Here is a 24056-nt window from a genome sequence, read left to right as displayed (position 1 = left end):
CCCCCGGCAGCGATAAGTATCCAGCCTATCCGCAGAACTCCACCCCATGTCAGCATGCGGACCTCTCTGGCGGCCGATCGGGCGTTATGGTTCGGTTGATCAGCCAAGGGCCAAGGGGCCGTGAACCAGCGGGGGGGCCGGGCATATGCCGCACACTGTAGGTTACGCGCCGGGGGTCTACGACCTTTTCCATGTCGGGCATCTCAACGTGCTGCGGCATGCCAGGAGTCGCTGCGACTATCTCGTCGCCGGGGTGGTCTCCGACGAGATGGCGGAGCTGGTCAAGGGACGGCCGCCGGTGATACCGCTGGTGGAGCGGCTGGAGATCGTCCGCAGCATCCGTTATGTGGACGCGGCGTTCGTGGAGACGGTGCCGGACAAGCTGGACACCTGGCAACAGGTCCGCTTCGACGTGCTGTTCAAGGGTGACGACTGGCGGGGCACGGCCAAGGGCGAGAAGCTGGAGCGCGACTTCGCGACGGTGGGCGTGGAGATCGTCTACTTCCCCTACACCGTGCACACCTCCAGCACTCAGCTCAGGGGCGCCCTGGACGCGCTGAGGGCCGACAGCTCGCGGAACCACTTCACCGAGAACGCCGCGCAGAAGACCACGTAGACCGCGCACAGCGCCGCGTAGCCGAACCGGAAGGCGCGCTCGCTGCCGAGCAGGACGAACACGGTGCACAGCACCCCGTAGTCCACCGGCAGCAGCGCGACGGCCCGCAGCCGCGAGGGGGGCGCGGCCGTCTCGCCCGGCCGGGGCGGGGACTTGGGCTTGAGCTTGTCGGTGAGCAGCCCGCCGAAGAAGATCAGCACGGCGGCCGACTGGAACACCAGCGGCACCAGCAGCCAGCCGTCCGAGGGCAGTTCGAAGAAGCGGTGGAACGAGATCAGCACGGCGGCGTGCAGCGCGGTGATCTTGGCGCAGTCCACGACGTGGTCGAGCCACTCCCCCGCCGGGCTGGACTCGGCGCGCAGCCGCGCGAGTTGGCCGTCGGCCGAGTCGAACGCGAAGCCGAGGACGAGCCCCGCGTACACGGCGAGGGCCAGTGGCCACGAGGGGCGCGCGAGGGCGACGGCGGCGACGGCGGCGAAGCTGAAGACGGCGCTGACGCCGGTCACCTGGTTCGGGGTGAGCCCGGCCCGGTAGGCGGCGGCGGCCAGGACCCGGCCCAACGGCCGGTTCACGTAACGCGAGTAGAGCGAGACGCCCTTCGCGGTCTTCTGCGCGCCGCGCAGCCGCGCGATCGCCGTGCCGTACGTCATGCTGTGCGCCGTCCCCACCATGCGGGGCATCATCGCACGCGGCGCACGGATACGATGCGTGGGCCGGAGCGAGAAGACCGGGCGGAGAACTACGGGGAGGCCCCACGATGCGGGTGCGAGCACGACTGACGACGGCCACGGCGGGGCTTGCCACGGCCCTGGCGACGGTGACGTCCCTGTCGGGCTGCATGACGGTGCACGGCGAGACCGCGATCGTGCCGGCGCTCTCCGAGGACGAGGCGGAACGGGCGTTCGAGCACTACGTCGAGACGAGCAACGAGGCCCTGGAGACGTACGACCCGGAGCTCAACGCGACAGTGGAGACGGGCCCGTTGGGCGCGATCCGGGAGGCGGAGCTGACCGCGCGGCACGAGGTGACGCCGGAGGGCAACATCAACTACACGCCCCTGGAGCTCGCCGACCCCCGCTACCACATACCCCAGCAGGCGGGCTGGCCGAAGCACTTCGCGGTGGACGCGCGCAACGGGAGCGACACCGAGCACCGCTGGCTGATCATCTTCACCCGGGACGGCGTCGACGAGGAGTGGACGGTGTCCTATCTCGCGGTGCTGGCGACCCAGGACCTCCCCGAGCTCGCCGAGGACGGCGACGGATTCCTGGAGGACATCCCGGTCGAGGGCGGGACCGACTCCGGCCTCGCGCTGGAGCCGGGTGAGCTGAGCGCGGCCTACGTCGACTATCTGTCGAGCGAGGGCGACGGCCCGTTCACCGATGGGCCGTACACGACGGACACCCTGACGGCCCGCGAAGAGGCCAACAGCCAGCCGGAGTTCATCACGGAGTTCCGCGACCAGGCCCCGGAGAACGAGGAGTACGCCCCCGTCGCTCTGCGCACGGCCGACGGCGGCGCGCTGGTGCTGTTCACGTCGCAGTACCACGAGAAGCGGACGATGGCCCCGGGCGAGCCGCTGGTGATCGACCCGCTGGTGGAGACCCTGATGGACGGGTCGGCCGAACAGGCCCTGACCATGGAGTGGGTGGTCACCCAGGTAGCCCTGGTCCCCGAGGGCGAGGGTGACATCGAGATCCTCACCCGCGTCGCGGGGGTGATCGGGGCCGACGGCGAGTAGCGCCGACGCCCCGGCCCGGCCCCGGGCTCAGTGGGCCGGTTCCGTCGCGGCCAGGTAGTCCGCGCAGGCGTCCGTCAGGGCTTCGAGGAGCGTCAGGGGCTCGGGGAGCGGGTGCTCCGGTCCCCGGAGCCAGCGCACCGAGGCGTCAGCGCCCGCCGGGAGGCAGGAGGGCGGCAGCAGGACATAGCTGCCGCGACAGTGCCAGCGCAGACCCGGGTGTTCGTCCATCGTCTCCGGGTGGCAGTCCAGCTCGCACGGCCACCACTCGTCCTCGTCGTCCGGTGTGCCGCGCGTGGTGGTGAAGAACAGCACCCGGTCCGGGTCGGCCACCGCGACCGGGCCGAGCTCCACGCCTTCGGCCGTGAGCCGGTCGAGGGCCGCGTAGCCCGCGTCGGCCGGAACGTCCAGGACGTCGTGGGCACGGCCGGTGGCGGTGACGAAATTCGCCCGGGGCTCGGCGTTCAGCCAGCGCAGGATCTGGCCCCGGTCGGTCGTCGCCTGGGTCGCCCAGGTCAGCGAGACGGGGTGGCGGGCGGGCGAGGGACAGCCGATGCGGTCACAGGAACAGCCGTAGTCCTGCGGGTACGCGGCGGGCGCCAGCGGGAATCCCGCCTCGGCGGCGGCGAGCAGCAGTTCCTCGCGGACCCGGGCGGCGGCGGCTCCGGCGGCGGCACCCCGGGCTCCACGACGCAACCAGCGGGACACTCTGCTCTCGCGTTCCATGGGCCTCCTCGTGCCTCACTTCCGTCCCGGTAAGCCCAGGAGCACCGTGACCCAGGCCATTTATTCCGTTACTCCACGGTCCTGCCACGGGTGTGGCGCACATCCTGCCCTGTGACAGGCTCCGATGGGTAATCCGGAGAAACGGGAGAAACGGGAGCCGCCGGGGACGGTGGGGAGTCCTGGGGCGGCCACGGCTCACCCCACCCGGCGTCGCGCGCCGCCCGGTAGCCCGGGCCCTGGCGCTTGGAGACGGTCGCGCGGCGCAGCCCGTCGTCCCGTGCGCACAGCTCGAGCAGCACCTGCCCCTTGCGCAGCAGCGGTCGGCGCACGATCCGCGCGGCGGCCGGCTCCGGTGCCGCCTCCGCGCCCGGGCGGACGGCCGCCACATAGCTGAACTTCTCGTCCTCGTACGGCAGTACGCCGCCTTTCACCCGCCGGTGCAGGGCCGACCTGCTGACGCGGGCCGCGAAGTGGCACCAGTCGGAGCCGACCGTGATGGGGCACTCGCCGTCGTGCGGGCAGGGCGCCAGGACGCGCAGCCCAGCGGCGATGAGCCGGTCCCGGGCCGCCCGGATCCGCAGATAGCCGTCGGGGGTGCCCGGTTCGACCAGGACCACCGCCGCGCCGGCCCGCGCCACCGCGTCGACCACGGCGTCGCGGACGGCCTCGGGCAGCTCGCCGAGGACGTAGGAGACGGTGACCAGATCCGTCAGGGGAAGCGCCGGGATCGCGGGCGGCGTGGCGCCGATGCTCTCCAGGCGCCATTCGGCCGTCCGCAGCGGGCCGTCGGCCGCCAGCCCGGCCAGCTCGCGGCCGAGGTCGAGCGCGGGTCCGGCCCGGTCGAGGACGACCGTCTCGCGGTCCGCCGCCGGCCAGACGCCCGCCGCCGCCCAGATCGCCGCGCCGGTCCCGCCGCCCACGTCGAGGTGGCCGCCGGGCTCCCAGCCGGGCAGCCGGCCGGCGAGCTCGCGGAGCGCGGCGGAGACCGCGCCGAAGGTGGCGGGCATCCGGTAGGCGGCGTACGCCACGGCGTCGGCGCGGTCGCGCAGCACCGGGGCACCGGCCGGGGTGCGCCCCCGGTAGCCCGCCATCAGCCGCTCGACGGCCGAGGCCGCCCGGCGCGGCGGCAGTCCGTCGAGCAGCCGGTCGAGCGCGACGCGCAGCTGCTCGGACGCGGGGATCGGGGGGATCGGGGGCCGGGCCGAGGAGGAGCCGGCGGCGGAAACGCTGGTCACCGCGCCAGGATAGGGCGGCGCGACGAGCGCCTCGGACGGCAGAGCGTGACGAAGCACACAGCCGCCAGCACCACGACGGTGAGCTGGACGACGGCCATCGGCACGGCCGTGTCCTCCCCGGCGATCCCGACGAGCGGCGAGGCGACGGCGCCGACGAAGAACGCCGAGGCGCCCAGCAGCGCCGAGGCCGACCCGGCGGCGTGCGGAGTGCGGTCCAGCCCCTCGGAGTTGGCGTTCGGCAGCACCAGCGGCATCGACGCCATCAGCACGAACAGCCCCGCCGAGACCGGCAGCAACCCGGCCTCGCCGAAGACGCCGCCGGTCATCAGCAGCAGCGCGGTGGCGGCCAGGATCAGCGACGCCAGGCCCACCGCCATGATCCGGGCGGCGGGGAGGCGGCCGACGAGGATCTTGCCGTTGATCTGGCTCATCGCCACCAGCCCGATGGCGTTGACCATGAAGAGGAGGCTGAACGTCTGCGGCGAGGCGCCGTGAATCTCCTGGACGACGAACGGCGACGCGGAGACGTACGCGAAGAGCGCGGCGAACGTCAGGCTGCCGACGAGGAGATGACCGGTGAAGACCCGGTCCCGGAAGAGGCCGGCCATGGTGCGCAGCGCGGGCCGGACGCCGCCCGCGTTGCGGCGCTCCGGCGGCAGCGTCTCGGGCAGCCAGCGGGCCACGGCGAGGACGAGGAGGACACCGGCCACGGCGAGCACCAGGAAGATGCCGCGCCAGTCGGTGACGCGCATCAGCTGGCCGCCGATGACGGGCGCGAGGATCGGCGCGGTGCCGGAGATGAGCATCAGGGTGGAGAAGAACCGAGCCATGGCCACGCCCTCGAACAGGTCGCGGACGACGGCCCGGGCGATCACCACACCGGCCGAGCCGACCAGCCCCTGGACGAGCCGGAACGCGATCAGCGTCTCGGCGTCGGGCGCGAACGCGCAGGCGACGGACGCGAGCGTGTAGCAGCTCAGGCCGGCCATCAGCGGGAGGCGGCGGCCGAGTTGGTCGCTCATCGGGCCGATGACGAGCTGGCCGAGACCGAGGCCGAGCAGGCACGTGGTGAGCGTGAGCTGGATGGTGGAGGCGCCGGTGCCCAGGGAGTCGCCGACCTCGGGGAGGGCGGGCAGATACATGTCTATGGACAGCGGGGGGACGGCGGACAGCCCGCCGAGGATGAGGATGAGCAGCAGACCGGCCCGGTGCCCACGGGAGAGGGCAACGGGCCGGTCGGTGGCCGCCTCGGCTGATGGGCGGGGGCGGGGTATCGACGGGGCGGACGGTCTGTCGGGGGAGTCCTGGGCGGCCTCGGGGGGTTGGCCGGGCTGAGTCATGCACCTCTCCGGTGTCTCGGTCGGAACCACCCGATCATCCCATGAATGCCGGTGCCGCTCCCAGCCCGCGCCGCCCGGCGGAATAGCCACCCACCGGTGCGTGGTTGCGGGGGACATGACTTCCGGAACCTCTGTGGACGTGCTCAGGTACACGGCGTTCCCCGACACGGCGTTCCCCGACCGCCCGGCGGGCGGCAACCCGGCCGGGGTCGTGCTGGACGCGACCGGACTGGACGACGCCGCGATGCTGGCGATCGCCGCCGAGGTGGGCTACTCGGAGACGGTGTTCCTCTTCCCGGGGGCGGCGGCCGGGTCGTTCACCGCGCGGTACTTCAGCCCGCTGGCCGAGGTGCCGTTCTGCGGCCACGCGACGGTGGCGGCGGCGGTGGCGCTGGCCCGGCGGTCGGGGCCGGGCGAGCTGCTGTTCGCGACCCGGGCCGGCGAGGTGCCGGTGACCGTGACGGAGGAGAACGGCGTGCCGCGCGCCACGCTCTCCAGCGTCGAGCCGTATCAGGAGCCGGTGACGGCGGACGATCTGGCCGAGGCGCTGGCCGCCCTGGACTGGCCGTCGGCCGGCCTGGACCCGGCGCTGCCGCCCGCGATCGCCTTCGCGGGCGCCCGGCACCTGGTCGTCGCGGCGGCGACGCGGGAGCGGCTGGCCGAGCTGGACTACGACGTCGAGCGGCTGGCGGCGCTGATGCGGCGCCTGGACCTGACCACCGTGCAGCTGGTGTGGCGGGAGGCGCCGGCCGTCTTCCACGTCCGCGATCCGTTCCCGGTGGGCGGGGTGGTCGAGGACCCGGCGACGGGCGCCGCGGCGGCGGCCCTCGGCGGCTACCTGCGGGCCGGCGGCCACGTCCCGGACGCGGCGACGCTCACTCTCCACCAGGGCCACGACCTGGGCCGCCCCAGCCTGCTCACCGTGACCCTCGTCCCCGGCGACCCCCGCGTCCACGTCTCGGGAACAGCGGCCCCGATCCCGGCCTGACGCGCCCCGGGCCTCCGGTCGGGAGCCCTACGTGCGCAGGTGCGTCACCGGCTGGTGGGTGCGGGACTCGATGTCCTGGACCGTGAGGTGCGCCAGCTGGTGGGACAGCTCGGACAGGGCCCGGGCCACGGCGAGTTCGCGGCCGATGTCGGGGACGTTCTCGTCGTCCGGATTGGCGCGGGCGGTGCCCTCGCCGACCAGCACGGTGTCCGGCTTGCCGGTCAGCCGCGCCTCCGCCCGCGTCAGCCGGCCGTCCGAGTCGATGGACATCCGGACGTTCCAGGTCTCGGTCTCCATGGTGCGCCTCGCTTCCTTCGCTCCACTCCGTCCATCCTGACCCGGCCGGACGGAGCGCGCACATCAGCGTCAGGCCAGCGCGGTCACCGTCACGGTCACCCGGACCCGGCAGCCCGCGTCGCCCACGGCCCCGGCGACCGCCTCGGTCACCGCGTCCCGCACCGCGCGCGTGACGTCGAGCGCCCGGTGGCCGCGCAGCGTCGCCAGCTCGACCGTGACCTCCCAGCCGCCGGGCACGCCGCCCGCCCGGCGGGCCTGGACGCCCGCCACGTCCCGGGCGCCCCGGCCCGCCGCGCCGCGCAGCAGGTCCGCTATCCCGGGCCGCAGGAACGCGACGCCCGGCACCCCGCGGGCCGCCGCGGCGGCGGCCCGCCGCACCGTGAGCGCCGGCTCCGCCCGTCCGCCGCCGCTCACCGGAGCCTCCTTCGCGGGTGCGGCTCGTCGGCCGCGTCGATCATGTCCACCACCACGATGTCGATGGCGCCCACCTCCAGCCCGATGTCCTCCCAGGCCGCCGCCGCGACCCGGCCGCGCACCGCGTCGGCCAGTCCGGGCACCGTCCAGGACAGGTCCACCACGACCTCCAGCCGCACCCGCACCGGACCGCGGCGGGCGCCCTCCGCCGGCGGCGCGACGCGACAGCTCCCGGCCCGCACGCCGGGCACCGACTCGGCGGCGGCGCGGCACACCCGGGCCGCCGCCGCCTCCACGACCCAGGTGTCCTCGTCCGGCTCGCCCAGCGGCAGCGTGCGTCCGGGCCGCAGCTCCAGCCGCACGATGTCCATCACCCGCGCGGTCACCGCGTGCGTCTCCGGCTCGGCGGGCTCGGCGGTCCGGGTCTGCTGGACCACGTCGCCGAGCAGGCGCAGCTCCTCCAGCGCGGCCGAACAGTGCGGACAGGAGCGGATGTGCGGGTCGGCGCCCGCCAGGCCCTCGTCCCAGAGCTCCCAGACCTCCATCAACGACCGTCCGCAGGGCAGCGGTTCCCCGTCGACGGGCTCGTCGGACGGCTCGTTCAGCGCCATGCTTCCATCGCCTCCGTCAGGTAGCGTCTGGCCCGGAAGATCCGGCCACGGACGGCCTGCCGACTGATCCCGACCGCCCGCGCGATGTCCTCGTACGACAGCCCGTGGAACTCCCGCAGCACCCAGCAGGCGCGTTGCTCCGGGGACAGCCCCGCCAGCGCCGTGCGCAGCGCGCGGACCGCGGCCGTCGATTCGACCGTACGCGCGGGCGACGTCAGATGCTCGGGCGCGGCGGGTTCGGACACCGTGTCCAGGGGCGCCGCGCCGGGCCGGGAGCGGAGCTGGTTGAGGCAGCGGTTGGTCACGATGCGGAACATCCAGCTGCCGAACGCCGCCTCGCCCCGGAACTCCGGCAGCCGCCGCCAAGCGCTCACGAACGCCTCTTGCACGGCGTCCTCCACGTCGGCCCGGTCGCCGAGCAAGTGGGCGGCCAGCCGCAGCAGTCCGGGACCGTGCCGGCGGACCAGGACCTCGAAGGCGCCCTCGTCCCCCTCCCCGGCCCGGACCGCGAGCAGGGCGTCGGACGCCTCGGACGCCGCCTCGTCGGCCACGCACCGGCTCCTTCTTCGTCGATCCATGGAAAAAGTTGGGTAAACGAGCGTGACGAATCGCGCCGCGCGGTGTCCAACAGGGTGTCAGAGTCAAAACGTCGGGCCACGGCCCGAACGCGACCGAAAGGAACATGCCATGGCTACGCGGACAGCCTCCCACAGCACGGACGAGGTCACCGAGACGGCCATCGCCGTTCCCGTTCCCGCGCCCGCCGCCGTGCCGGCGCCGAGCGTCCCGAGCGGTGGCGGCACCACCGTGAGCGAGGGCACGGCCGGAGCGCAGGAGCCCGCCGCGACGCGCGGCCGGACGTCGATCGCGGGCGGCGTGGTGGAGAAGATCGCCGGTCTGGCGGCACGCGAGGTGCCGGGGGTGTACGCGCTCGGCGGCACACTGTCCCGTACGCTCGGCGCGGTCCGCGACCGGGTGCCGGGCGGCCGACCGAGTGTGAGCCGGGGCGTGAAGGTCGAGGTCGGCCAGCGGCAGACGGCCGTCGACCTGGATGTGATGGTCGAGTACGGCGTGCCGATCATGGACGTCGCCAGGGACGTCCGGGAGAACGTGATCGCCGCCGTGGAGCGGATGACCGGCCTGGAGGTCGTGGAGGTCAACATCTCGATCGTCGATGTCCGGCTGCCCGACGAGGACCTGGCGGAGGGCGAACCCCGCGTGCAGTGACGGCGTCCGGGACCTGTAGGCGAGGAAAGGAGGAGATCATGCGCGAACACGGCAAGCGGCACTGGACGCAGCGGACTTCCCCGGCGGTGGGGGTGATAGTCGCGGTGCTCGCGGTCTGGACCGTGCATCTCTTCGTGGTGGCCGGGATCGGGTGAACCGGCGATGAGTGAGCGACTGCCTCCTCGACACTGGGGGGTGGCACTGCGCCGGACCCCGGTGTCGCTGTGGCGGGACGACATCGACCACTGGGCGGCGGCCCTGACGTACTACTCCGTGCTCGCCGTGTTCCCGACCGTGCTGGTCGCGCTGTCGCTGGCGAGCCTGGCCCATCCGTCGGCCGCTCCCGAGCTGATCGGCCAGCTCACCGCGCTGGTGCCGGCCGACTCCCGATTCGAAGTGCGCACCGCGCTGGTGGACTTGGCCGACCAGCGCTCGGCGGCCTGGCTGCTGGCGGTCATCGGCACGGTCAGCGCGCTGCTGTCCGCGTACAACTACCTGAGCGTCTTCCGGCGGGTGCTGCACGGCATGCACGGGGTCGTGGACCGCAGGACGCCCTGGCGGGCGATGCCGCGCACGCTGCTCACCGCGCTGGGCCTGCTGGCGCTGCTGGTCGCCAGCGCGACGGTGCTCGTCCTGACGGCGGGCGCGGTCCGCGTCATAGGCCGCATGCTCGGCACGGGCGAGGCGGGCACGACCGCGTGGAACGTGCTGAAGTGGCCGCTGCTGCTGGTGCTGGTCACCGGCCTGGTGCTGATGCTGTTCAGAACGGGCCCGTCCGGCGCCCGCCCCCCATACCGGGGCATCCTGGGCGGCGCGCTGGCGGTGCTGCTGTGGCTGGCGGCGTCGGTGGGATTCGCCCTGTACGCCTCGCACGTCAGCACCTACAACCGGCTGTACGGATCGCTGGCGGGGATCGTCGTCTTCCTGGTGTGGCTGTGGGTGTCCAACCTGACGCTGCTGACCGGAGCCCAGTTCAACGCCGAGCTGACGAAGCTGGCCGGGACCTGCCGGGACGAGGAGAGCGAGCGGGCGGCGGAGGCCCGGGCCACCCCGGAGCACGCCGGACCGCCCCCCGAGCCGACCCCGCTGACGTCCGGCCGCCGGCCCGGGTAGCCGACGGCGGTGGCGCTGCCTGGCATGCCGTCAGATGCCCCTCTTCATTCGGTGAGTTCGGGTTTCACGGGCCGTTCACGGGTACTCGGACTATTCCGCATCGCGGAAGATACGGAGGACGGCATGACCGTCGACGAAGAACCCGAGCACATCTTCGACCAGGTGCAGATCGGCAAGGGGATACGGCCGCTCGCCCAGCACGGCTACGTGGTCGTCGAGGACGGTGTCCTGGAGCTCCTCGGCTCCCGGGGCCGCGTGATCGAAAGCGCCCCGATGAGCCGCGTGCGAGCGGCCAGGGTCCGCTTCACCGGCGGCAAGACCCTCGCGGTGAAGGTCAACGGCACCCGGTACACCCTCTCGCCGAAGTGGGGCGACAAGGCCGGCCACCTGGTGCGCCCCGGCCGCCCCGAGGACGTCGAGCGCGCGGCCGACGAGCTGCTGGGCCTGATCGCGGCCGGCGGCGGCACGGTCGGCTGACGGCTCCGCCGCCGGGGTGGCGAATTCCGCGCCACGCCGGAATTTCCGCACCTCACGTCCGAGGTGTGAAGGCGACACCAGCGAATATCTGAAGCCGCGAATGGAGAAATCACACCGCAGTGACGGGGGTCTCAGATCTCGCCGGCCCCGACCGGGATGCCGCCCGTGCACGAGGCCACCGACCCGTGCTACTGTGAATCTCAGTTGCAGTTGTGGTTCCCAAGGCTTCAAGTGAGCTCGCCGGTTACCAGTACCGGCGAGATCACTTTTGTGTTCCGGTGCTTTCCGGGTGGGGCAATCATCGCGGCGACGCAGGATTCACACAGTGTGAGTCCTGGGCACTGCCCCGAAGGAGATATGACATGGCTACTGGCACCGTGAAGTGGTTCAACGCGGAAAAGGGCTTCGGCTTCATCGAGCAGGATGGTGGCGGCGCTGACGTGTTCGCCCACTACTCGAACATCGCCACCCAGGGCTTCCGTGAGCTCCAGGAAGGCCAGAAGGTGAGCTTCGACGTCACGCAGGGCCAGAAGGGCCCGCAGGCGGAGAACATCGTCCCCGCCTGACGCGGACCAGGTAGCTGGGGCTCGCACCTTGTGTGCGGCCCCAGCTCGCTGCGTTCTCACCGCTCTTCCCACCGCCGGACCGCCTCAGAGCAGGGACACGACCAAGCCATTCCGAATTTCCCGGGGGCCCTTTCCATCGCCCGTCCTGGCTTCATTGCCCATTTCGGCGCATGCCCCCTTGGCGACGCACTGAGAAGAACCTTTCTTCCCTGCGTCGCTTCGTCTTTTCCCCGGCCCGTTTCTTGCGATTCTTCATGCGGCTCTCAGCCTGCGGAGATTTCTCGACACGCGCCGTATCGAGAAAGGTTCGCCATGAACCGCACAGTTCGCACGAACAATCGCTCCCCGCGCACCGGCTCGGGATCGGGCCGGGGCGCGCACCGCCCGCAGGGCGCCCCCGGCCGCAACGGTGGCGGTGGCGGTGGCCACCAGCGCCGCGCCACGACCCTCCAGGGAGAATTCGCGCTCCCCGTCACCATCTCCCCGGCGCTCCCCGCCGTCGGCACGTTCGCCGATCTGGAGATGCCCGCGCCCCTGCTGGCGGCGCTCACCGCCGAGGGCCTGTCCGCTCCCTTCCCGATCCAGGCCGCCACCCTGCCGAACTCGCTGGCCGGCCGGGACGTCATGGGCCGGGGCCGCACCGGCTCGGGCAAGACGCTCGCCTTCGGCCTCGCCCTGCTGGCCCGTACGGCGGGCCGGCGCGCCGAGTCCCGTCAGCCGCTGGCGCTGGTCCTGGTCCCCACCCGGGAGCTGGCCCAGCAGGTCACCGACGCGCTGACCCCCTACGCCAGGGCGCTGCGGCTGCGGCTGACCGCCGTGGTGGGCGGCATGCCGATCCGGCGCCAGAGCAGCGCGCTGCGCGACGGCGCGGAGGTCGTCATCGCCACTCCCGGGCGGCTGCGCGACCTCACCGCGCGGGGTGACTGCCGCCTCGACCAGGTCGCCATCACCGTGCTCGACGAGGCCGACCAGATGGCCGACATGGGCTTCATGCCCCAGGTGACCGCCCTGCTCGACCAGGTCCGTCCCGACGGTCAGCGGATGCTGTTCTCGGCGACGCTCGACCGCAACGTCGACCGCCTGGTCCGCCGGTACCTCAATGACCCGGTGGTGCATTCGGTCGACCCGTCCGCCGGCGCGGTCACCCTGATGGAGCACCACGTGCTGCATGTGCAGGCGCCCGACAAGAGCGCCACCGTCACGGAGATCGCCTCCCGTGACGGCCGGGTGATCATGTTCCTGTCGACCAAGCACGCCGTCGACCGGCTGACCAGGCATCTCCTGCAGAGCGGTGTGCGCGCCGCCGCGCTGCACGGCGGCAAATCGCAGTCCCAGCGGACCCGCACCCTCGCCTGGTTCAAGACCGGCCATGTCACCGTTCTGGTGGCCACCAACGTCGCGGCCCGGGGCATCCACGTGGACGACCTCGACCTCGTCGTCAACGTCGATCCGCCGAACGACCACAAGGACTATCTGCACCGGGGTGGCCGCACCGCCCGTGCGGGCGAAGCGGGTAGCGTCGTCACGCTGGTGCTGCCCGACCAGCGACGGGAGGTGAACCGCCTGATGGCCGTCGCCGGGATCACCCCGCGAACCGCCCAGGTGCGCCCCGGCGAGTCCGAGCTGAGCCGCATCACCGGTGCCCGGACCCCGTCGGGAATACCCGTCATCATCGGCGCACCTCCCGCCGGGCACGCCAAGCGCGGCTCCTCCTCTTCCCACCGGCCGCCGCGCGGCCGGACCACCTCGGCTCCGTCCCGCACCGGACGGGGCACCTCCCAGCGGTCGTCCTCCCCCGGATCGGCTTCCTGACGCTCCACGGCCGGATCGCACAGGCGCGATCCGGCCTCCGCACCACATCCCCACTCACCAGCCCGGGCCGCCCCGGTCCCGCCAACCCTGTTGAGGCACTATGCGTTGCATCATCGCCCGCTTCCCCTTCGACCTCGTCAAGAGCGAGGTCGAGCAATCGATGAAGGGCGTCAAGCCCGAAGCCATCACTGACGCTTCCGTGATCATCGGTCGCAAGGCGTACCCGGTGAAGCAGGTCGGCCAGATCATCACGGGACAGGACCGGCGCGACTTCAGCACCGGCGAGGTCATCAGGGCCCTGAACCGCCTGGGGTTCACCTGCCGTCCCACCCCCGCGCCCACTCACCCGCAGGATCTCTGAGACGGCACCCCGCCGGAGCCCGCCCGAGGGCTCCGGATAAATCTGCCATGGCCGAAGTAGACATCGATCACTCGCTGGAATAGATTTCCCTCGTGGCCAGGACAGTGCGCGGGCGCGGCGGAGAGGTGCCGCCCCCATGCGGCCGGCCCCGGTGACGGGCCGGCCGACGGCGCCGTCTCCCCTGGGCGACGCGCTCCGCAGCGAGGTGGAATGACAGCGAAAGACAGCGGCGGCTCCAGCGCTCCGCACCGTCTCGACGACGACGATTACCCCGCCTACACCATGGGCCGCGCCGCCGAGATGCTCGGCACCACGCCCGCCTTCCTGCGCGCCCTCGGCGAGGCCCGGCTGATCACGCCGCCGCGCTCGGAAGGCGGGCACCGGCGCTATTCCCGGTACCAGCTGCGCATCGCCGCCCGCGCCCGCGAGCTCGTCGACCAGGGCACCCCCATCGAGGCGGCCTGCCGGATCATCATCCTTGAGGACCAGCTCCAGGAAGCCCAGCGCATCAACGAGGAGCTGCGCCGCCCCGCCGCCGGCCCCCAGTCCTGAGGCGACGGCCGGAGCGGCGCGGCCGGTCCGCGCGGGGGCTCGTCCACCGGGCGGAGCCCCCGCCGCCGCTGCCCGGGCGCCGGGATCATGAAACCCACGAAAGGGGGATTGGTCGCAAAAAGCCATATCCCCGCCCCAAACCTGTCGTTGGCGACGTATGACTTCGCCACGCTCCGCGCAGGAGCCGCGTCATGAGCGGAAAGGGGACACCCACACGTGACACATGACCCCCGCGCATGCCCCTGGACGGCGGCGGATGAGACGCATCTCCTGACCTGGCCCGATCCCCAGGACGCCCTGGACGGAGAGCTGGCCCACGACTGGGACGGGGTGTCGCGCCTGCGGATTCCGCTCACCGAGACCAGGGTCGTGAACATCCCGGCCCCCAGGGGCTCCCAGGAGAACGCCGTCCCCCGGCACCGCCGCCGGCGGCATCCGGCGCCCGAGCGCCGTGCGGAACACCGCGCCGAGCACCGCGCCGAGTGGTCCCGGCTGAGGTATCTGCGCTGGAGCAATCTGCTGCTGGCGGCCCTCGCCACCGCGCTGGTCGCGATGCTCAGCGTCCTGGGCGGACTCGTCTCCTACGCCCCGCTGCGGGACGCGGCGGCCTCCGGCCCCTCCCCCACCCTGACGTCCTGCTGGCCGCTGCTCATCTACGGCCCGTGGCTGGTCGCCTCCCTGTCCATCCTGCGCGCCGCCCTGCACCACAGGCGCACCAAGCACTCCTGGACGGTGGTGATGCTTTTCTCGGGGTTCGCCGTCGTGCTCTGCGTCGCCCAGGCGCCGATGACCGTGACGGGCGTCGCCGTAGCGGGCATCCCGCCCATCTCCGCCCTCGCGGCCTTCCAGCAGATCGTCCGCCAGATGACCCTGGTCAGCCCGCCCCGGCACGCCCATCCCGGCACCCATCCCAGCGCCCATCCCAGCGCCCAGGCGCACCCCGGGCGCTGACCCCGCCACGGCCCGCCACGGGAGTCCGGCGCGTGCCGGGCTCCCGTGGCGGCGGCGTCAGAAGGAGAGCCCGTAGTCGTCGCACACGGGCTGGAAGTCGGGGTCGGCCGCGCCGAGGGCGTTGACGACGTTCTCCGTCGTGGGACCGTCGAAGGCCATGCCCACGTGCCCGACCGGGCTGTCGGGGCACTGGTCCTGGATCAGGACGTTGGTGACGTTGTCGCCGTCGAGGAAGGAGTTGGTGTAGGGCGTGACGACACTGTCGTTCCTCGTCGTGATCACGGTGTAGCGCACGCCCGGCACGGTGTCCCCGTCGGCGAAGAGCGCCTCCTGGAAGTCCGAGCCCGTCTCCTGGTCCTTGAGGCCCTGCATGCCGAGGACGTCGAAGAGACCGTTGAAGAGGCCGAGCAGGCCGAACGCCTCACCGAGGGTGACCAGGCCGTTGAGGGACGTGCCGTGGTTGCTCGGCGCGATGGCGACGAACCTGTCGACCTTCTCCGCGCCGCCGAGCCGCTTGATGTAGTAGTGCGGCATCATGCCTCCCTGGGAGTGGCCGACGAGGTCGACCTCCTCGGCCCCGGTGGCGGCGAGCACGCGGTCGACGAAGGCGTCCATCGTCCCGGCGGACCCGGTGACGCCGGTCAGGCCGCCGACCCGGCCGAAGAGCGAGAAGAGACCCATGCCGTAGTCGAAGGCGAAGACGCAGTGCCCCTCGTTGGCCAGGGTCGGCGCTATCCTCGCCCAGTTGGAGCCGAGGCTCACCCCGGTGGCGTGCACCAGCACGACGGGGTTGGGGTGTTCCTCGGTGGGCTCGCAATCCCAGTCGTTGGCGCCCTCGACGGCTCCGGGGCTGAGGAAGAAGTTGCGCACGCCCTCGCCGAGGCCGCCGACGGCGTACCGCTGGGTGTCCGCCTCCTCGGCCTGGGCCAAGGGCACAGTGGTGAGGGCGGTCACCGTCAGGGCCAGTGCCGTGCCGACGCCGGCGAACCAGCGGCGCGTGGCGCGACGCCGTCGGCCGCGTGCGGAAGCTGTTCTCATGGGGATGTCCTCCGGGAGGGGGCGGGCGCGGCGGGCGGCATGGCCGGACACGCGGTGCCCGCGCGCGGGAGTGGGGTGGCGTGCGCGGCGCGGGGGTGAGCGGCGGTGAGGGCCGGAGCGGGCGGGCGGCTCCGTTACGGCTCGACGTGGCGGCGGGTGCTGGTCCCGGGTTCGGGTGGCCCTGGGCAGGGGGAATGCGAGCACCTCATGGAAGCCGCCTCATCGTCGAAGCAATGCAGAAACTCATGCGTTTCGGATTTCTGTTACTCGAAGGTAGGACCCGGGCCGCTCCCTGACAAGAGATGTGCGCGGGAATCCCCGGCGGTGCCGGTGCCGGACAACGCTCCCGCCTCCGGGGGCGTTTCACGGCACCGGTGCCGGCACCCATGGGAGTGTGGACAGCGCCGTCGACCGAGAGGCACAGAGGAGTTCGTATCACTGATCAGGAGCCCCCTGGACCCCCGGCGGGGTGCCACCCCGGGTATGGCTCGGTGATCGTCGCCGGCGACCTCAACGCTCTTCCCGCCGTGCGCGAACCGGACTCGGTATACCGCGTGGGCCGCGAGGCCAACGGCCCCCGGGACGCGCGATTCCCGTACCCCTACCCGACCCACGACGACGGCCGCGCGACCGACTACCTGTTCACGTGGGACATGCGGGGCCCCGGCTCGTGGAGCGACAACACCGGCGTGCGCGTCACGGCCAACTCCGACCACGACGTCTCCTCCGGCGAGTGCGGCTGGTGGGGAGCCGGCGCGACGACCGTGTCACCGGCCGCCACGTACGGGTCCGTTCCCCTGGCGGGCGGCGAGATCGGTCAACGGCGGGTCGCCTCGGCCCGCCACGGCCCGTTCCACGGCCCGTTCCACGGACCGGTTTCACCGTCCGGGGATGGTGTCGACGCGGAGGTCAGTGGTGACCGGGGTGGGATGGGTGAAGAGGTCGAGGACCGGGCAGTGGGCGGCGGGCGGGGGCGGCGCGCATCCAGTACGCCATGGCTCCCGGATTCCCCGGTGGGCGGTCCGCTACCGCGCGGGGGTGGCCCGCTCGCGCGCCAGGGCGACGGCCTCCTTGATCGGACCGCGGTGTGCCGGGCCGTGGCCGGGGAGGATCAGATCGGCCGCGACGGGCTCCAGGAGGTCCAGGGCCGCGAGGGTACCGGCCGGGTCGTGGCTGAAGAAGGGTGCCACCAGGTGCGGCCCGGTCACCCGGGAGGTCGGGTGGCCGGTGATGAGGGCGTCGCCGGTGACGATGGCGCCGCTCTCCGGCAGGTGGTAGCAGGTGTGGCCCGACGTGTGGCCGGGCGTGACGATCGGCACCGGACGGCCCGGGAGGTCGAGCGGCCCGCCGCCGGGGAACGGCCGCGCCTCGGGCACCCGGACGTGCCGCGCGGCGCCGGCCCGCGTGATGGCGAGGCTCCAGCGGAGATGCCCGGGCCGCCAGATCCGTTTGACGAGGTCCAGGGCGGTGGCCTGCTCCAGGTACTCGCGCCGCGCGTGCCGCGCCTCGCGCTCCGACGTGTGGACGGGAAACGTGGCGCGCCGCAGCAGCCCGGGGAGCGACCCGACGTGATCGATATGAGCGTGCGTGATCAGCACGGCGGCTATCTGCTCGGGCCGGAAGCCGAGGGAGCGCAGCGACTCCAGGACCAGGCGCTCGTCGCCGGGGTAGCCCGCGTCGATCAGCGTCACGGCGTCGCCGTCGGTCAGGACGGTCCAGTTGACGTCCGTTCCGCCGACGAGATATGTGCCGTCGCCGACCTGGGTGACGGTGGGGGACACCATCGTGAACCGCCTTTCGCTGACACCGAGTTCATCAGCACCGAAGTCCATCAGCAACGCCCGCCCCGTGTCGAGGAAACGGCCCCCGGCACGTCGGACGCGCCGCGCCTACCGGCCGTCGCGGATCCCGGCGAGACGGGCGGCGAGGAAGGCCCGTTCGGCGGCGTTGTCCGCCAGCACGATGGCCCGCTCGTACGCCACGGCGGCATCGGCCGCCCGGCCCAGCCGGCGCAACAGGTCGGCCTTGACCGCCGGCAGATAGCGGTAGCCGGCGAGGCGCGCGTCACGTTCGAGCGCCTCGACCTCGGCCAGCGCCGTCGCCGGACCGTCGGCCATCGCGACCGCCACCGCCCGGTTGAGCACGACCACCGGCGACGGCCACACCCTCAGCAACTCGTCGTAGAGCACCAGGATCTGCGGCCAGTCCGTGGCGGCGTAGGCCGGCGCGGTCGCGTGCAGTGCCGCGATGGCGGCCTGCAGGGCGAACCGGCCGGGCGCGCCGCCGCGGAGCGCGCCGACGACCAGGTCGTGCGCCTCGGCGATGGCCCCCCGGTCCCACGCCGAACGGTCCTGCTCCTCCAGCGGCAGCAGCCGCCCGCCCGCGCCGGTACGGGTGGCGCGGCGGGCGTGGTGGGCCAGGAGCAGCGCGAGCAGGCCCCGGACCTCCCGCTCCCCCGGCATCAGGTCATGCAGCACGCGCGCCAGGTCGAGCGCGCGCCCGGCGAGGTCGTCCCTGGTCAGCGTGGGCCCGGCGGGCGCGGTGTGGCCGGTGGTGAAGAGCAGGTGAATCGTGGTGAGGACCGCGCCCAACCGGTCCGGCAGCTCCTCCCGACCGGGCACGCGGAAGGCGATCCGCGCCGCCGCGATCCGTTTCTTCGCCCGGGTGATCCGGGCGGCCATGGTCGGCTCCGAGACCAGGAACGCCGCGGCGATGTCCGGCGTCCGCACGCCGCAGACCAACCGCAGGGTGAGCGCGACCCGCGCCTCGGTGGCCAGCACCGGGTGACAGCACAGGAAGACCAGCCGCAGCCGGTCGTCGCGCACCCCCGGGTCGGCCGGGAGCCCCAGGTCGGCCGGGAGTTGTGGATCGGCCGGGAGCCCCAGGTCGGCCGTGGCGGGCTCCACCAGCAGGTGCAGCTTCGACCGCAGCGTCCCGGCCCGGCGGAGGGCGTCCAGGGCGTTGTGCCGGGCCGCGGTGGTCAGCCAGGCTCCCGGCCTGGCCGGCACGCCGCCGCGCGTCCAGGCGTCGAGCGCGGCGGCGTAGGCGTCCTGGACGCACTCCTCGGCCAGGTCGAGATCGCGGGTGACGCGCACCGTCGCGGCGAGCACCGTGGCCCACTCACGACGGTGCGCGCCGGCCACCGCGTCGGTGACCGCGTCCGGCACCGGGGTCACGGCGCGAGCAAGGGCCGCACCTCCACGGCGCCGTCCATGATCGGGAGCAGCTTGCCGATGGCGACCGCTGTTTCGAGGTCCTCGGTCTCCACCACGAAGAACCCGGCGATCACTTCCTTGCTCTCGATGAATGGGCCGTCGGTGACCTGGCCGTTCTTGTGGACCGTCCGGGTGGCCGCGCTGGGCTCCAGCGCCTGTTCGTGGACGACCCGCGCGCCCATCGCGGCGATCCGCTCCCCGGCGCGCAGGTTGGCCTCCATGACCTCGGGCGGGATGTCGGCCACCCCGCCGGGGGTCTCCTTCTCGTAGATCAGGATCGCGTACTGCGGCATGGCATGTCCTGTCCTGTCCTGTCCGGTCCGGTCGCTTCGCTCACTCACCAGTTGCCGGTCTCCGGGCCCATCGCACCGTACTCGACCTCGCCGTCCCGGGCGTATGTGGCGATGACGAGTCCGGTCTCCGTCGCCCTGGTGTCGATCAGCCTGAGGGCGGCCGGGACCGTTCCCTCCCCGAAGAGCCGCTTGCCGGAGCCGATGAGCACCGGGAAGACCAGCAGGTGGAACTCGTCGACGAGGTCGTGCGCGATCAGTGTCTGGATCAGCTCGCCACTGCCATGGACCTGGATCTCGCCGCCCGCGCCCCGCTTGAGCTCGCCGACCGCCTCGGCGACGTCGCCGGAGAGCGGCGTCGCGTTGTTCCACGACAGCGTCCGGGGCGTCCGCGACGCGACGTACTTGGGCACGCTGTTCAGCTTCGCCCCGATCGGGTCGTCGGCCGGGGCGAGCGGCCAGGTGGCGGCGAAGACGTCGTAGGTCTTGCGCCCGAGCAGCAGCGCGTCGGCCCGGCCGACCAGCGCCGCCATCAGCTCGATCACGTGCCGGTCGATGTGCGGGACGGCCCAGCCGCCGTGCTCGAACCCGCCGTCCCGGTCCTCGTCGGCGCCGCCCGGCGCCTGCATCACGCCGTCCAGGGACACGAACGTGGTCACCATCAGTTTCCGCATGTCTTTCCTTCGCTCTCCGTGCCACCGGGCGTCACCGGTGACGCCCTCACCCCTACGGCGAACGGGACCGGCGGAAATCGACACCCGACGGTCGCGCGTCGTGGGCCCAGCCGCAGGATGCAGCTATCCGGTACATGTCAGCGCCGGAAATCCATGGTCACCCTCCCGGAAAATCTGTCGCAGCTGAAGTAGACATGCGCTCCTGGAGGGGTTAGTGTCTCTCTCGTAGCCAAGAGATCGAGCCAGGCGCGACGGAGACGAACCGCCGCGCAGCAGGACCAGCAGGTCAGGGCATGGCAGTGGAGTGGCGGGGCCGGAAGTGGTCAGGGTCCCCTCGCTGGCCGCCGTGCCGACGCGGCCCACAGGGACCGCGAGCAGTACGCAGTACAGGCAGTATCCGCAGTACAGGCAGTGGCAAGTTGATCGGAAGGAAAGGAGAGGAAGCAGCCGCCATCAGGATCGCCCGGGCCAGAGCGTTGCCGGCCCGGGTACCGCAGGCCCCGGAACGGAAGGTGGTCCCACGGTCACGCAGCCGCGATCCCCGCGCTCGCCGACATCCCCCAGTCGGCGGCGCGGAAGCAGAAGGCCGGCAGAGCAGTAAGCCGGCAGATGGTGTTGCACATCCTCGGGGCCCTGGTGCCGTACGGCACCAGGGCCCCTCGACGCATTCCCCAGTACGCCCCGACACAGAGGTGCAGATGACCGCGGACAATCCGCTCGGCCGTATCGATGACGACGACTACCCCGCCTACACCATGGGACGAGCCGCCGAGATACTCGGCACGACCCCCGCCTTCCTGCGGGCTATCGGCGAGGCCCGCCTGATCACCCCCCTTCGTTCCGAGGGCGGCCACCGCCGCTACTCCCGCTACCAGCTGCGCGTCGCCGCCCGCGCCCGCGAGCTCGTCGACCAGGGCACCCCGATCGAGGCGGCCTGCCGCATCGTCATCCTTGAGGACCAGCTCGAAGAGGCCCAGCGCATCAACGAGAAGCTGCGCGACTCCGCCTCCGAGACCCGTTCCAGGACCGGCTCCTGACCCGGCGATCGGGGCCCCCGAGGGGTCACTGTCCGCCGTTTTCGCGGGTGTTGAGTGAGAAAGTGTTCCGGGGACGGGCCGCAGGGTGGAGAATGCGGGTGACGAGCGTCCCGGCCGAGGACCGGCATCCCGAGGGGGCGCGAGGGGGAAATGGGGGCGGGGCGTGAAGCCTCTGGGGTCCACCGATCCGCGTGAGCTGGGCGGGTACCGGTTGCTGGGGCGCCTCGGCGCCGGGGGCATGGGACAGGTCTATCTGGGCCGGACGCCGGACGGGCGGACGGTGGCGGTGAAGCTGATCCATCCGCATCTGGCGCACGAGCCCGAGTTCCGGCGCCGCTTCCGGCTGGAGGTCGCCGCCGCGCAGCGGGTGTCCGGTGAGTGGACGATGCCGGTGCTCGACTCCGACACCGAGGCGGACATGCCATGGCTGGCCACCGGGTTCGTGCCGGGGCCTTCGCTGACCCGGGTCGTGGACGAGCTCCACGGACCGCTCCCGGAGTTCTCCGTGTGGCGGCTGGCCGAGGGGCTGGCCCGGGCGCTGGCCGTCATCCACGGCGCGGGGGTGACACACCGTGACTTGAAGCCGTCGAACGTGCTGATCACGCTGGACGGCCCGCGCGTCATCGACTTCGGCATCGCCCGCGCGGCCGACGGCGGTGTCGCGACGCGCACGGGCGTGGCGGTCGGGTCGCCCGGGTACATGGCGCCCGAGCAGATCCGGGGCGAGCGTCTCACCGAGGCGAGCGACATCTTCGGTCTCGGTGCCGTGCTGGCCTACGCCCTCACCGGCAACGGACCGTTCGGCACCAGCGAGTCCGCCGCCCACACCCTGATGCACCGCGTCCTCGCCGAGGCGCCCGAGCTGGGTGGCCTCGCCGGGCCGATGCGTGATCTGATCGAGCGCTGCCTGGACAAGGACGCGGCCGGTCGGCCCACCCCCGGGGAGATCATCGAGGAGGCCGCGCGGCACCAGGACCCGGACGGCGCCGAGGGGGTCTGGCTGCCGCCGGCGCTGACCGCCGAGCTGGGCAAGGAGGCGGCCCGGCTCCTCGCCGTGGGCGGCCCCGCCGCGGCTCCGGGCGGCCCGTCCCCGCAGCAGGGGAGCCACGCGGAGATGTCGATCCCGCACAACATGCCGACGATGACTTCCTCCCCCGGCTTCGCCCCACCGCACCAGCCGACCCCACCCCCGCAGGCGACTCCGGCCCCGGGCCACCTCCCGGCGCCGTACGCGACTCCGGCCCCGGCCCCGGCCCCGGCTCCCGGGTACAACGCCCCCGCGCCGTACGCGACTCCGACGCCGGCCCCGGGGTACAACACCCCGCCGCCGCACGTGACCGCGCCATGGCCCCAGCCGGGGGCGATGTACCCCCAGCCGGTCGTCGCCTACCCACCGGTCGCCTACCCGGTGGCCGCCGCGTACGTGCCGTACTCGCCGTACGGCTATGACGCGCTGGGCCGGCCGCTCTCCAACAAGTCCAAGGTCGTCGCGGGCCTGCTCCAGATCTTCCTCGGCGTCTTCGGTGTCGGCCGCTTCTACACCGGCCATGTGGGCATCGGCCTCATCCAGTTGTTCACCTGCGGCGGCTGGGGCCTCTGGGCGCTCATCGACGGAATCGTCTTCCTGGTCAGCGACAGCCGCACCGACGGCATGGGCCGGATCCTGAAGAGCTGACGGCCCGGTGGGGCCCGCGTCAGCGGGACTCCGCCGAGGACGACGGGACCGGCGAGAGACCACCCGGAACGACGACCGGTCCCGCTGCCCGCTGCCGTGAGGAGAGGCCCGCCCGAGCCGAACGTCACAGCCGGTGAACCGCCGTGGCGCGGTGGTCGGCTGCCGGCACGTCGCTCCTCCGGGCGAGGGAAGCGCTCGCGGATCATCCCCTGCCCGCCGGCGCACTCCGGGGCACCGCCCGGGCCGTCGTCATCGCGAGCGTGGCGATCGGCGTGCCGCCCCCTCGCCACGCCACGGTGTGCAGCGCACCGAGGGGGCATCTCGTCCTCCGCGGGACCCGGCGTTGCCGGATCGCCCGGATCGCTGGAGCGCTGGATGCCCGGAGCGCCGGAGCGCCTGGACTGACGTCGGCGGCGGGCGCGGCACCGTCGTCCCCATGGGCGGACGGGCGCTGGACGGGCCGCGCGCTCCCGTCTCGTTCCCGGGCCCGGCGTTCGGCCAGAAGGACGGCTGGGCCGCGATGAAGCCGCGGGCGATCGTCTCAGTCCCCGGCCATCGGGCGGGGCGCTGTCTTCGCGTGGTGCTCCATGAGGCGCGTCAGGAGGCGGGTGAGCTCGTCGCGTTCGGGCGGGGTCAGGGGCGCGAGCAACTCGTCCTGGACGGTGGCCAGGAGGGCGTCGAGCCGGCGCAGGTGGCGCCGGCCCCGCTCGGTGACCGTGATGACGTTGCGGCGGCGGTCGGCGGGATCGAGGGCGCGTTCGACGTGGCCTCGGTCGGCCAGTTCGTTGATGACGGCGACCAGGTCGCTGCGGTAGATGTCGGTGCGGCGGCTCAGCGTGGCCTGGCTCGCCGGGCCCGACTCCTGGAGCGCGACCAGCACGGCGTAGTGCCATTTGCGGGCGTCCGCGCCGGCCAGCCCCTCGTTCACCAGCCGCTCGGCGTGCATCGCGGCGTGCGACAGCAGCCGGCTCGGCAGACTCCGCAGCCGGGCGGGGACCGCCGAGCCCTCCCCCCGGTCGTCCATGGCACTCATGGCCGCGATCCTACCGCTTGCGTTAGTAGCCCTAACGATATACCTTCCGGTAGTGCCACTAACGTTAGCG

Annotated in this window: 27 protein-coding genes; 13 read left to right on the top strand and 14 right to left on the bottom strand. The window is 72.8% G+C overall.

The features are described from left to right. Window positions 1-145 precede the first annotated feature (145 nt). A complete protein-coding gene (locus OIE51_RS21340; RefSeq protein WP_326599347.1) occupies window positions 146-616 on the top strand; it encodes an adenylyltransferase/cytidyltransferase family protein in 471 nt (156 codons plus the stop codon). On the opposite strand, the gene OIE51_RS21335 is transcribed toward OIE51_RS21340, so the two are convergent. Beyond that, window positions 532-1287, bottom strand: a complete 756-nt coding sequence (locus OIE51_RS21335; protein ID WP_326599346.1) for a CDP-alcohol phosphatidyltransferase family protein — start codon at window positions 1285-1287, stop codon at window positions 532-534. The two genes, OIE51_RS21340 and OIE51_RS21335, sit on opposite strands and share 85 nt — an antisense overlap. A gap of 86 nt (window positions 1288-1373) precedes the next feature. On the opposite strand from OIE51_RS21335, the gene OIE51_RS21330 reads away from it, so the two are divergent. Next, window positions 1374-2357, top strand: coding sequence for a hypothetical protein (locus OIE51_RS21330; RefSeq protein WP_326599345.1), 984 nt, complete (start codon window positions 1374-1376; stop codon window positions 2355-2357). 27 nt (window positions 2358-2384) lie between these two features. Here OIE51_RS21330 and OIE51_RS21325 read toward each other — a convergent pair whose 3' ends face one another. The 3 genes from OIE51_RS21325 to OIE51_RS21315 all read right to left on the bottom strand — a co-directional run bounded on the left by OIE51_RS21325 (window position 2385) and on the right by OIE51_RS21315 (window position 5655). Beyond that, the gene (locus tag OIE51_RS21325; RefSeq protein ID WP_326599344.1) at window positions 2385-3080 is read right to left on the bottom strand and encodes a bifunctional DNA primase/polymerase; all 696 of its coding nucleotides are present in this window, start codon (window positions 3078-3080) and stop codon (window positions 2385-2387) included. Between the two features lie 68 nt (window positions 3081-3148). After that, window positions 3149-4270 carry a small ribosomal subunit Rsm22 family protein gene (locus OIE51_RS21320; RefSeq protein ID WP_326600731.1) on the bottom strand — a complete coding sequence of 374 codons (1122 nt, stop codon included), beginning with the start codon at window positions 4268-4270 and terminating at the stop codon, window positions 3149-3151. Between the two features lie 41 nt (window positions 4271-4311). After that, complete coding sequence (locus OIE51_RS21315; protein WP_326599343.1) at window positions 4312-5655, bottom strand: multidrug effflux MFS transporter; 1344 nt, start codon at window positions 5653-5655, stop codon at window positions 4312-4314. 115 nt (window positions 5656-5770) lie between these two features. Here OIE51_RS21315 and OIE51_RS21310 point away from each other — a divergent pair, with 115 nt between their 5' ends. Further along, on the top strand, window positions 5771-6643 hold the full coding sequence (locus OIE51_RS21310; RefSeq protein ID WP_326599342.1) for a PhzF family phenazine biosynthesis protein: 873 nt from the start codon (window positions 5771-5773) through the stop codon (window positions 6641-6643). Window positions 6644-6670: 27 nt separating this feature from the next. On the opposite strand, the gene OIE51_RS21305 is transcribed toward OIE51_RS21310, so the two are convergent. The 4 genes from OIE51_RS21305 to OIE51_RS21290 form a co-directional block, all read right to left on the bottom strand. Further along, entirely contained in the window at window positions 6671-6940 is a 270-nt protein-coding gene (locus OIE51_RS21305) for a DUF1876 domain-containing protein (protein WP_326599341.1), read from the bottom strand. A gap of 69 nt (window positions 6941-7009) precedes the next feature. Continuing rightward, a complete protein-coding gene (locus tag OIE51_RS21300) occupies window positions 7010-7354 on the bottom strand; it encodes a hypothetical protein (protein ID WP_326599340.1) in 345 nt (114 codons plus the stop codon). Further along, window positions 7351-7965 (bottom strand): hypothetical protein, encoded by a 615-nt coding sequence (locus OIE51_RS21295; RefSeq protein WP_326599339.1) that lies wholly within the window; start codon window positions 7963-7965, stop codon window positions 7351-7353. Before OIE51_RS21295 ends, OIE51_RS21300 begins: the two co-directional genes overlap by 4 nt. Then, window positions 7956-8543, bottom strand: a complete 588-nt coding sequence (locus OIE51_RS21290) for an RNA polymerase sigma factor (protein ID WP_326599338.1) — start codon at window positions 8541-8543, stop codon at window positions 7956-7958. The genes OIE51_RS21295 and OIE51_RS21290 overlap by 10 nt, the downstream gene beginning before the upstream one ends. A gap of 109 nt (window positions 8544-8652) precedes the next feature. Between OIE51_RS21290 and OIE51_RS21285 the strand changes: the two genes are divergently transcribed. From OIE51_RS21285 to OIE51_RS21250, 8 genes are all read left to right on the top strand, one after another. Beyond that, a complete protein-coding gene (locus OIE51_RS21285; protein ID WP_326599337.1) occupies window positions 8653-9192 on the top strand; it encodes an Asp23/Gls24 family envelope stress response protein in 540 nt (179 codons plus the stop codon). A gap of 195 nt (window positions 9193-9387) precedes the next feature. Then, window positions 9388-10305: a YihY/virulence factor BrkB family protein gene (locus OIE51_RS21280; protein ID WP_326599336.1), complete on the top strand. Its 918-nt coding sequence runs from the start codon at window positions 9388-9390 to the stop codon at window positions 10303-10305. Between the two features lie 123 nt (window positions 10306-10428). Beyond that, entirely contained in the window at window positions 10429-10782 is a 354-nt protein-coding gene (locus OIE51_RS21275; protein ID WP_326599335.1) for a hypothetical protein, read from the top strand. A 362-nt stretch (window positions 10783-11144) separates the two neighbouring features. Further along, the gene (locus OIE51_RS21270; RefSeq protein ID WP_037915390.1) at window positions 11145-11348 is read left to right on the top strand and encodes a cold-shock protein; all 204 of its coding nucleotides are present in this window, start codon (window positions 11145-11147) and stop codon (window positions 11346-11348) included. A 312-nt stretch (window positions 11349-11660) separates the two neighbouring features. Then, entirely contained in the window at window positions 11661-13160 is a 1500-nt protein-coding gene (locus OIE51_RS21265) for a DEAD/DEAH box helicase (RefSeq protein ID WP_326599334.1), read from the top strand. Between the two features lie 100 nt (window positions 13161-13260). After that, entirely contained in the window at window positions 13261-13521 is a 261-nt protein-coding gene (locus tag OIE51_RS21260) for an SCO5918 family protein (RefSeq protein WP_326599333.1), read from the top strand. A 210-nt stretch (window positions 13522-13731) separates the two neighbouring features. Further along, a complete protein-coding gene (locus OIE51_RS21255) occupies window positions 13732-14073 on the top strand; it encodes a helix-turn-helix domain-containing protein (RefSeq protein ID WP_326599332.1) in 342 nt (113 codons plus the stop codon). 216 nt (window positions 14074-14289) lie between these two features. Further along, complete coding sequence (locus OIE51_RS21250; protein WP_326599331.1) at window positions 14290-15024, top strand: DUF2637 domain-containing protein; 735 nt, start codon at window positions 14290-14292, stop codon at window positions 15022-15024. Window positions 15025-15081: 57 nt separating this feature from the next. Here OIE51_RS21250 and OIE51_RS21245 read toward each other — a convergent pair whose 3' ends face one another. The 5 genes from OIE51_RS21245 to OIE51_RS21225 all read right to left on the bottom strand — a co-directional run bounded on the left by OIE51_RS21245 (window position 15082) and on the right by OIE51_RS21225 (window position 20241). Continuing rightward, window positions 15082-16062: an esterase/lipase family protein gene (locus tag OIE51_RS21245; protein WP_326599330.1), complete on the bottom strand. Its 981-nt coding sequence runs from the start codon at window positions 16060-16062 to the stop codon at window positions 15082-15084. Window positions 16063-17087: 1025 nt separating this feature from the next. Beyond that, a complete protein-coding gene (locus OIE51_RS21240; protein ID WP_326600729.1) occupies window positions 17088-17843 on the bottom strand; it encodes an MBL fold metallo-hydrolase in 756 nt (251 codons plus the stop codon). A 108-nt stretch (window positions 17844-17951) separates the two neighbouring features. Further along, complete coding sequence (locus OIE51_RS21235) at window positions 17952-19238, bottom strand: RNA polymerase sigma factor (protein WP_326599329.1); 1287 nt, start codon at window positions 19236-19238, stop codon at window positions 17952-17954. Beyond that, window positions 19235-19570, bottom strand: a complete 336-nt coding sequence (locus tag OIE51_RS21230) for a YciI family protein (RefSeq protein ID WP_326599328.1) — start codon at window positions 19568-19570, stop codon at window positions 19235-19237. Before OIE51_RS21230 ends, OIE51_RS21235 begins: the two co-directional genes overlap by 4 nt. 44 nt (window positions 19571-19614) lie before the next feature. After that, window positions 19615-20241: a dihydrofolate reductase family protein gene (locus OIE51_RS21225; protein WP_326599327.1), complete on the bottom strand. Its 627-nt coding sequence runs from the start codon at window positions 20239-20241 to the stop codon at window positions 19615-19617. A 698-nt stretch (window positions 20242-20939) separates the two neighbouring features. Between OIE51_RS21225 and OIE51_RS21220 the strand changes: the two genes are divergently transcribed. Together OIE51_RS21220 and OIE51_RS21215 are read left to right on the top strand one after the other, a co-directional pair. Beyond that, the gene (locus tag OIE51_RS21220; RefSeq protein ID WP_326599326.1) at window positions 20940-21278 is read left to right on the top strand and encodes a MerR family transcriptional regulator; all 339 of its coding nucleotides are present in this window, start codon (window positions 20940-20942) and stop codon (window positions 21276-21278) included. Between the two features lie 163 nt (window positions 21279-21441). Continuing rightward, window positions 21442-22953, top strand: coding sequence for a protein kinase domain-containing protein (locus tag OIE51_RS21215; RefSeq protein WP_326599325.1), 1512 nt, complete (start codon window positions 21442-21444; stop codon window positions 22951-22953). A gap of 541 nt (window positions 22954-23494) precedes the next feature. Here the strand turns inward: OIE51_RS21215 and OIE51_RS21210 are convergent. Further along, window positions 23495-23986, bottom strand: a complete 492-nt coding sequence (locus tag OIE51_RS21210) for a MarR family winged helix-turn-helix transcriptional regulator (protein WP_326599324.1) — start codon at window positions 23984-23986, stop codon at window positions 23495-23497. Between the last annotated feature and the right edge of the window lie 70 nt (window positions 23987-24056).

Origin of the sequence: Streptomyces sp. NBC_01803 (genome assembly GCF_035917415.1) — a bacterium.
GTDB lineage: Bacteria > Actinomycetota > Actinomycetes > Streptomycetales > Streptomycetaceae > Streptomyces.
Note: the sequence above shows the minus strand (reverse complement) of the source record. Positions and strands in the feature narration are given on the sequence as shown.

What these genes read in the sequence shown, in the direction of transcription:
- OIE51_RS21285 (WP_326599337.1), top strand. Translation starts at nt 8,653, where the DNA reads ATGGCTACGCGGACAGCCTCCCACAGCACGGACGAGGTCACCGAGACG.
- OIE51_RS21290 (WP_326599338.1), bottom strand. Translation starts at nt 8,543, where the DNA reads ATGGATCGACGAAGAAGGAGCCGGTGCGTGGCCGACGAGGCGGCGTCC.
- OIE51_RS21275 (WP_326599335.1), top strand. Translation starts at nt 10,429, where the DNA reads ATGACCGTCGACGAAGAACCCGAGCACATCTTCGACCAGGTGCAGATC.
- OIE51_RS21210 (WP_326599324.1), bottom strand. Translation starts at nt 23,986, where the DNA reads ATGAGTGCCATGGACGACCGGGGGGAGGGCTCGGCGGTCCCCGCCCGG.
- OIE51_RS21295 (WP_326599339.1), bottom strand. Translation starts at nt 7,965, where the DNA reads ATGGCGCTGAACGAGCCGTCCGACGAGCCCGTCGACGGGGAACCGCTG.
- OIE51_RS21340 (WP_326599347.1), top strand. Translation starts at nt 146, where the DNA reads ATGCCGCACACTGTAGGTTACGCGCCGGGGGTCTACGACCTTTTCCAT.
- OIE51_RS21335 (WP_326599346.1), bottom strand. Translation starts at nt 1,287, where the DNA reads ATGGTGGGGACGGCGCACAGCATGACGTACGGCACGGCGATCGCGCGG.
- OIE51_RS21225 (WP_326599327.1), bottom strand. Translation starts at nt 20,241, where the DNA reads ATGCGGAAACTGATGGTGACCACGTTCGTGTCCCTGGACGGCGTGATG.
- OIE51_RS21305 (WP_326599341.1), bottom strand. Translation starts at nt 6,940, where the DNA reads ATGGAGACCGAGACCTGGAACGTCCGGATGTCCATCGACTCGGACGGC.
- OIE51_RS21270 (WP_037915390.1), top strand. Translation starts at nt 11,145, where the DNA reads ATGGCTACTGGCACCGTGAAGTGGTTCAACGCGGAAAAGGGCTTCGGC.
- OIE51_RS21230 (WP_326599328.1), bottom strand. Translation starts at nt 19,570, where the DNA reads ATGCCGCAGTACGCGATCCTGATCTACGAGAAGGAGACCCCCGGCGGG.
- OIE51_RS21315 (WP_326599343.1), bottom strand. Translation starts at nt 5,655, where the DNA reads ATGACTCAGCCCGGCCAACCCCCCGAGGCCGCCCAGGACTCCCCCGAC.
- OIE51_RS21255 (WP_326599332.1), top strand. Translation starts at nt 13,732, where the DNA reads ATGACAGCGAAAGACAGCGGCGGCTCCAGCGCTCCGCACCGTCTCGAC.
- OIE51_RS21265 (WP_326599334.1), top strand. Translation starts at nt 11,661, where the DNA reads ATGAACCGCACAGTTCGCACGAACAATCGCTCCCCGCGCACCGGCTCG.
- OIE51_RS21330 (WP_326599345.1), top strand. Translation starts at nt 1,374, where the DNA reads ATGCGGGTGCGAGCACGACTGACGACGGCCACGGCGGGGCTTGCCACG.
- OIE51_RS21325 (WP_326599344.1), bottom strand. Translation starts at nt 3,080, where the DNA reads ATGGAACGCGAGAGCAGAGTGTCCCGCTGGTTGCGTCGTGGAGCCCGG.
- OIE51_RS21310 (WP_326599342.1), top strand. Translation starts at nt 5,771, where the DNA reads ATGACTTCCGGAACCTCTGTGGACGTGCTCAGGTACACGGCGTTCCCC.
- OIE51_RS21245 (WP_326599330.1), bottom strand. Translation starts at nt 16,062, where the DNA reads ATGAGAACAGCTTCCGCACGCGGCCGACGGCGTCGCGCCACGCGCCGC.
- OIE51_RS21260 (WP_326599333.1), top strand. Translation starts at nt 13,261, where the DNA reads ATGCGTTGCATCATCGCCCGCTTCCCCTTCGACCTCGTCAAGAGCGAG.
- OIE51_RS21220 (WP_326599326.1), top strand. Translation starts at nt 20,940, where the DNA reads ATGACCGCGGACAATCCGCTCGGCCGTATCGATGACGACGACTACCCC.